The organism is Bacillus sp. GMs2/2 (genome assembly GCF_050172095.1).
Classification (GTDB): domain Bacteria; phylum Bacillota; class Bacilli; order Bacillales; family Bacillaceae_G; genus Bacillus_A; species Bacillus_A cereus.
On sequence record NZ_JBNLYE010000212.1, the window covers coordinates 1 to 7,039 of the forward strand.

A 7,039-nucleotide genomic window follows, 5' to 3' on the forward strand; every position below is an offset into this window, starting at 1 on the left:
ATATGTTAATAAATCTACATTTACAATTTGGTATTGAGGATATTTCTTTAAAATGTAACGAATAAAATTACTACCAATAAAACCTGCCCCACCCGTTATTAATAATTTCAATTAAAATCATCCCCATAAACAAAGTTGATATTAGTATCTTTTAATCTAGGCAGTTTTCTATCTTTTTCTGATAAAATTGGTTGATTAGTTGGCCAAAATATTCCTATCGTTTCATCATTCCATAGAATTCCCTCTTCATGGTTAGGGGAATAATACTCATCTACTTTATACTGGACGATAGTATTAGGTTCTATTGTACAAAAACCATGTGCAAACCCTTTAGGAACGGTAAGTAGACGGTTATTATACTCACTTAAAATTGTTCCGAACCATTGCCCGTACGTAGGGGATCCCTTTCGAATATCTACCACTACATCGTAAATAGAACCAGAAATGCAGTTCACTACCTTCATTTGGGCTTTAGGATTCAACTGATAATGCAGCCCACGTATCGTGCCTGTGTGAACAGATAATGATTGATTATCTTGTACAAATTCTCCCTGTAAATCTAAAAGTTCAAATTTTTTCTTATTATATGTTTCTATGAAGTAACCACGTTTGTCACTGCATTTATCAAGCTCTATAATAAAAACACCATCTAATGCTGTATGAATTTTACGCATTCTTCTCTCTCCATTCATTTAAATGCTATTGATGGGCAACCCTTAATAAATATCGGCTGTATTGATTTTCCTTTACCGAATTTGCTATTTTTAATAGTTGTGGCTTGGTTATATATTTCTTTTTAAATGCAATTTCTTCTAAACAGGCTACTTTTAAACTCTGTCTTTTCTCAATCGTTTCTATAAATTGTGCTGCTTCTAATAATGATTCGTGTGTGCCTGTATCCAGCCATGCATAGCCTCTTCCCAATAATTCAACTTCTAATTCTCCCATCTTAAGATATTCTTTGTTTATATCTGTTATCTCTAATTCTCCACGACTAGACGGTTTTATGGTTTTTGCTATTTCTATCACACGTTTATCATAAAAATACAGACCAGTTACTGCATAGTTTGATTTTGGTTCCTTTGGCTTTTCCATGATATTAATTACATGCTTTTTAGAATCAAACTCTACTACTCCAAAACGCTCTGGATCATTGACATAATAACCAAAAACTGTAGCTCCCCTTTTCTTCTTAACAGCCTTTTCTAGTAATTCTGTTAGTCCATGACCATAAAAGATATTATCGCCAAGAATTAAAGCTACATTATCATTTCCAATAAACTCCTCAGCGATTATAAATGCTTGTGCTATACCTTCTGGATAAAGCTGAACAGTATATGAAAGAGTAATTCCATATTTTGAACCATCACCTAACATTTGCTCAAATTTATTAATATCTTGTGGTGTTGAAATAATTAGTATCTCTCTTATCCCCGCCAACATTAGTACTGATAAAGGATAATAAATCATGGGTTTATCATAGATAGGTAATAATTGCTTTGATACAATTTGGGTAAGGGGGTACAATCTAGTACCGCTCCCACCTGCAAGAATGATACCTTTCATGGCATTGTGCTCCTTCATAATTTTTCTGATATGCTCAATTAAGAGCCTAAGCTTTAAAAACTATATAGCTTATTTTGCAGGAGACCGATACATACTTAATAAAAGTGGCCTCCTACATAAATAATTAATTTAAATATTTTCCTATTACAACAGAATTATAATTACCACCATAAGAATATGTACTAATTAAAGCATTGCTCACCAGAGCCTTACGAGGATTTTCTGTGACGAGATCTATTCTGCCTCTATGACTCTTTACATTTTGCGTAGCTGGTATTTCACCATCAAATGCACATATTACACTAATGAGAGAAAGAAGGCCTGCAGTTGCATGAGTTTCCCCAAAGATAGATTTTGTGGCACTAACAGGAGCTCCATTTCCGAATATACGTTCTATAACTCTCTCTTCAATACGGTCAAAATATGTATGACCATTGGCAGCTGCACAAATATATTCTATCTCTCCTGGAGAAATCATCGCCTCTTTCATTGCTAAACGCATAGATTCCTCCCATGCCTTTCCTAGATGATTTAAATCCCCTATCTTACTATCATCAGATGTTAACCCAAAACCTTTAATTTCAGCTAAAATATTACCATTTCTTTTTAACGCTGCCTCCTCACTTTCTACAATAAAGGCAACGCTCCCTTCACCAAGTATGGTACCGCTATTATTACAATCAAAAGGACTTATATTCTCAGTTGTTAAGTATCTTTTTATTTTTGAGTGTCCCTCTATTATTGGATTATTTACTTCATCTGCCGTTACCACAATGAATGTGTCATAATCACTAGATTGAATCATGGCATAGGCATAGTATAGTGCACTAATACCAGAAACCCCGCCACATGAAATAGTTGAAGTAGGCCCTTTTATTTTAAAGTTTAATGAAATATGTCCAGCTGCTGCGTTCATAACTGTGTTTGGAAATAATTTAGCATTGGCAGCCTTAACACCCTCTTGGATAATAATCCGGTTAAATGATTCTACCGTTCCAACTGGTCCTGTACCTGTAGCAAAAATAATTCCTATCTTGTCCCTATTATTTTTATCTATCTTTAAGTTTCCGTTTTCTATCGCCATTTTCACTGACAATACTGCATGTTTGCTAATCGAATCCATCTTCCTTAATAAATTAGGATGGATTAGCTTTCGATAGTTTTGTTCTGGTATTTTCCCAGCTTGTATGCACTTAGGATTGTCATTCCACTGTTTAATCTTTGAGGTACCACTTTTCCCTTTAAACATACAATCTTTAATTTCTTTAAGATTTGAAGAATTTCCAGCAAGTCCCCCTACACCAGTAATTACGACTTTTTTTTCTTTAATTAACTTTTCCTTTGTCGCTGATAACTCAAGGTTCTCATTGTACTTACAGAATAAGATACTTGCATTGTTTCCACCGAAAGCAAATGAATTTGATAGTACATAACTCAAATCACTTACCCTACCTATGTTAGGTACAAAATCTAGATTAAACTTTTGACTTTCAACTTCAAAGTTTATAGTTGGAGGTAAATATCCATGTTGAATAGCAAGGATACTTGTTACTGCTTCCGCCGCCCCTGCGGCTCCTAACATATGTCCTATCATTGATTTAGTTGAAGAAACTGGTGTCTTATTTTCAGTAATCAATGTGCGAATTGCTTTTGGCTCTGATACATCATTTGCTGGTGTACCTGTACCATGTCCATTAATATAGCTTACGTCCTTCGCATCTATGTTGGCTTTTTTTAAAGCACCTCGCATGGATCTCAAAGCACCTTCCCCACCTGGATCTGGGGCCGTCTGATGATATGCATCTGAAGATAAATCGTAATCCACTACTTCAGCAAGGATATTTGCACCTCTTTCAACCGCATGATCTAATGATTCCAAAACAAGAATGGCTGCACCTTCTCCGATTACCACGCCATTACTCTTGCTATAGGGCGATGGTGGCGTTGGTGCTAGTGCTTGTAAACTATTAAAACCACTCATTGACAATTTAGATAAAGGATCTACACCACCGGTTATCATAATATCTGCTTTGTTATTTCGAATTGTATCCAGCGCAAAACCAATTGAATTTGTACCCGCGGCACATGCATTGGAAATAATCATTTTTGGTCCTTTTATTTTTAAGTCTCGAGTAATATTGTCACAGGGGGTATGGATTGGATACTTAAAAAGTAACGTTTCATCTGCTTTTTCAATTCCATCTTTGATCCACTGTTCATGAAATTCTTCTCCGCTCAACATGCCTCCTAAAGATGTGCCTAATGATATTCCAACTCGGTATGGATTTAAGTTTTCTATTTTTAATTTTGCGTTTTCAACGGCTTCCCTTGCCGCCATGACACCTAATTTTCCACATCGATCCATATCCTTTGTTTCATCTTTAAAGAAGTAATCATCTACCTGAAGGTTTTCAATCTCTCCGCCATAATCAGTTACCATTTCAGCCATATCGATATTTTGGATTACTTTAATACCAGATTTCCCAGATTTAATATTGTCCCAAAATTCCTTTACACTATTTCCGTTTGAACAAATAATTCCCATGCCAGTCACGACGATTCGTTGATTATTTATGTTCATATGCCATCACCTTTACAGTATTTTGATTGACCATGATTTAGGTAGAATATATGGTGAAGATTGAGTATGTGCCTCATACAACGCATTTTCTTTATTCTTTACATAAAATCCAATTCCTGAAACAGCAAATGGTTCCTCTAATAAAGCAACCCCGAGTCTCATGTTTAATACAGGACTTTCTTTAAGTTCAATAACTTTACCAATTAATTGTTCTTCTATAAAAATCTCATCATTAACTGTAATTTGACTCTCTATTCCTGTCGTGAATCCCACAATTCTTTTATTTACTCCAGCTTCCGATTGCTGTTCTAAGGATTCTCTTCCGTAAAATTCATCTTTATAAAAATCAATAAACCATTCTAAACTAGCTTCGAAAATATTTAGTTCTTCTAAATGTTTAAATTCAAAATATGGATGTCGAATTTCTAACATTAACGTCTCTAATGTTTCCCAATCCACTTTTTTTAAGTTAATATCGTCATCATTAAAAGAATTTATGGTTTCAACGACTATTGGTTCTAAGTATTTTTCAAACAATAATTGATAACCATACTCTGCTGTTACACCTGTTCTTGCCAATAGAATTTCCTTTCCAAATAATTGATTTAACACAAATGATTGAAATGGTAGTGATGATATTTCGAAATCTAAAAATTGTTGAGCTAATCTCCATGCATAAGGGCCTTCAAATCCAAGGAGAGAATGTGTTTGACTTATATCTATAATCTCAATGCCATTTGTCTTTTGATTTTCTAACCAAGCTAGTACAGTGTCCTTTTTATTCGGTGTAGTAATAACTGTAATAGAATCCTCATTTTTAAATAGATTAATTATATCGATTACAGACCCATCTTCTTGTAACAATAAGGTAAAGAGTGTAGTTTCTTCTTCCATAAACATAATATCTTTCGTAACTAAACGATCTAGGAACTCTACATGGTCCTCCCCTTTTACAACAATTCTTCCTGTTTCCGATAAATCTATTACACCTATTCCGCTACGTACTGCATCATATGCTTCATTTTTTTCTTTTTGTATATTAATTTGATTACTCATGATTAAGTGCCCCCAATTCTCTCTTTATCACATCATTTATTGTCGGTAAATTACAGACATTATCTATATATAGTTGTTGCATTTTCTTTAATTTCTCAATCTCAGTTTTGCTATACAGCATATTAAATATTGTTTGATTGGTTTCCTTTAAATCAAAAATTTCACAAGTATACACACATTTAAAATAATCATTTTGCTCCATCAATGGAGCTAATTCTTTATGCCATCCATTTGGAAATACAAGAAATGGATAAAGTCCATTAGGTATTATATAATTCCATTTGTCTATAATGCCTCTTAAGGTAGGGCTAAAGCTATCTCTTTGAGCCCTTAACTCTTCATTTCCCATATGGTTTACAAGACTAATCACAGGTATTTTTCCAAATACCGCTTTTCCCATTGAGCAGGATGTAATATTATCGGTGATAAATAAATCACACGATAATATTAGTTGCTCGTATTCTTCCAAATGAAGAAATGGTAGTGAAACAAATTCTATTTTCCCTCCATTTTTCATAGAAACAAATTTAGTCTCATCTGAAACCCCAATAAATTTAATACATGTATCACTCGGAAAGTCCTGAAGGTATAGACTTAATAGTTCTTGTAATACAAATTCATAGCTAAACTTTGCATCATTGTACTGTTTCTTCTCCATGAGCCTCATTTTTACTAATAAGTTGGCCCATGATGATTTTGCAATCATAATTAATTTATCTTGTTCTCTACAACCAAGTTGTGCTCGTATTTTCATTTTTCTCTCTTCATCTACTTCTAAAGCTTCTTTATACAACTTGACAGAAACAATCTTCTTATTATCTTGTTTATGACTATTCACTGGACACGTTCTAATTAGCTTAAATTGAGACGGGATTTTAGGCAGTTCAATCACTGACCTTTTCTTTAAGCTATTGTAGTTTGCATTTTTAAATAGTTTATTTTCTAATAATCTGTCCTCACTACCCCAAGCTAAAGAATCAATAGAGAAACAAGGTATGTGTAGGTTTAATAGATAATCAAGATCAATAATTGGAGACTCTAAAAATAAATTATGGTAATCAGCTAAAACAATTGCATCAGGCTGAAAAGAATTAATTATCTGTTTAATAACCTCTTTTTGTTTTAGCCCCTTTGTTAGTGATGTAACATTGGCTACAGATTTACTGGCATACCATGAGAATTTTTCGCTTGTTAAAAAATAAACTTCCCCATCTTTTTGAATTTGTTTAGCTAGACATAAGGCATTATGCAACTCACCAATGCTAAAATGACTAGGTGCAATAAACAATACTTTCATGTCTTATTCCCCTCTACTAAAATTTGCGAAAAGTATTCACTATCAAGTAAAGTTTCTCCAACTGCAATATTAAAGCGAATATCTCCATCATTAAATTCATTCTGATTACCATATATTCCGATTTGTATCCCTTTTTTGGGCCATTCGTATATAAAACATTTTGTACTATGTGATAATGCTAAAATAGATACAAATAACCCATTAGATAATTCGAGAATTACCTTATTATCTAAATAAATCTTTCTTTGTTTGCCATTTGGTATTAACGTGTTTTGCTCTCCATTCTGCCAATAATACATCTTTTTAATTTTTGTTTTTCCTTTTTTCTCCCAGAATAAGTGAAAGACACTAGTTTTTATTTTATCTTTCTGTAGGCTTTTCAATTGTATTTGTAAAACAGGTAGATCATATACAGTTGTATATTTAACTTTCCACTCATCAGATTGACAGAAAATCTGATTAATAAATTCCTTATATGTATTTTCCGTTGCTACTACTGAATGATTACTTTTATTGAGATATATTGAATTAATGCTCAA

At 33.3% G+C, this 7,039-nt stretch carries 6 protein-coding genes and 1 pseudogene; all 7 read right to left on the reverse strand.

The genetic code is table 11. The features are described from left to right. On the reverse strand, window positions 1-111 hold a 111-nt coding region (locus tag ACQGS6_RS20190; protein ID WP_426965487.1), incomplete at its 3' end, for a GDP-mannose 4,6-dehydratase. Further along, a complete protein-coding gene (rfbC, locus tag ACQGS6_RS20195) occupies window positions 108-674 on the reverse strand; it encodes a dTDP-4-dehydrorhamnose 3,5-epimerase (protein ID WP_426965483.1) in 567 nt (188 codons plus the stop codon). The genes ACQGS6_RS20190 and rfbC, both read right to left, overlap by 4 nt. 25 nt (window positions 675-699) lie before the next feature. Next, window positions 700-1,566, reverse strand: coding sequence for a glucose-1-phosphate thymidylyltransferase RfbA (gene rfbA, locus ACQGS6_RS20200; protein ID WP_426965485.1), 867 nt, complete (start codon window positions 1,564-1,566; stop codon window positions 700-702). Between the two features lie 124 nt (window positions 1,567-1,690). After that, window positions 1,691-4,147, reverse strand: a complete 2,457-nt coding sequence (locus tag ACQGS6_RS20205; RefSeq protein WP_426965486.1) for a beta-ketoacyl-[acyl-carrier-protein] synthase family protein — start codon at window positions 4,145-4,147, stop codon at window positions 1,691-1,693. A gap of 12 nt (window positions 4,148-4,159) precedes the next feature. Continuing rightward, entirely contained in the window at window positions 4,160-5,203 is a 1,044-nt protein-coding gene (locus ACQGS6_RS20210; RefSeq protein ID WP_098251417.1) for an aminomethyltransferase family protein, read from the reverse strand. Continuing rightward, window positions 5,196-6,500 carry a DUF6365 family protein gene (locus ACQGS6_RS20215; protein ID WP_098400511.1) on the reverse strand — a complete coding sequence of 435 codons (1,305 nt, stop codon included), beginning with the start codon at window positions 6,498-6,500 and terminating at the stop codon, window positions 5,196-5,198. Before ACQGS6_RS20215 ends, ACQGS6_RS20210 begins: the two co-directional genes overlap by 8 nt. Further along, a pseudogene (locus tag ACQGS6_RS20220) lies at window positions 6,497-7,039 on the reverse strand (GNAT family N-acetyltransferase); the annotation flags it as partial. The gene ACQGS6_RS20215 and the pseudogene ACQGS6_RS20220, both read right to left, overlap by 4 nt.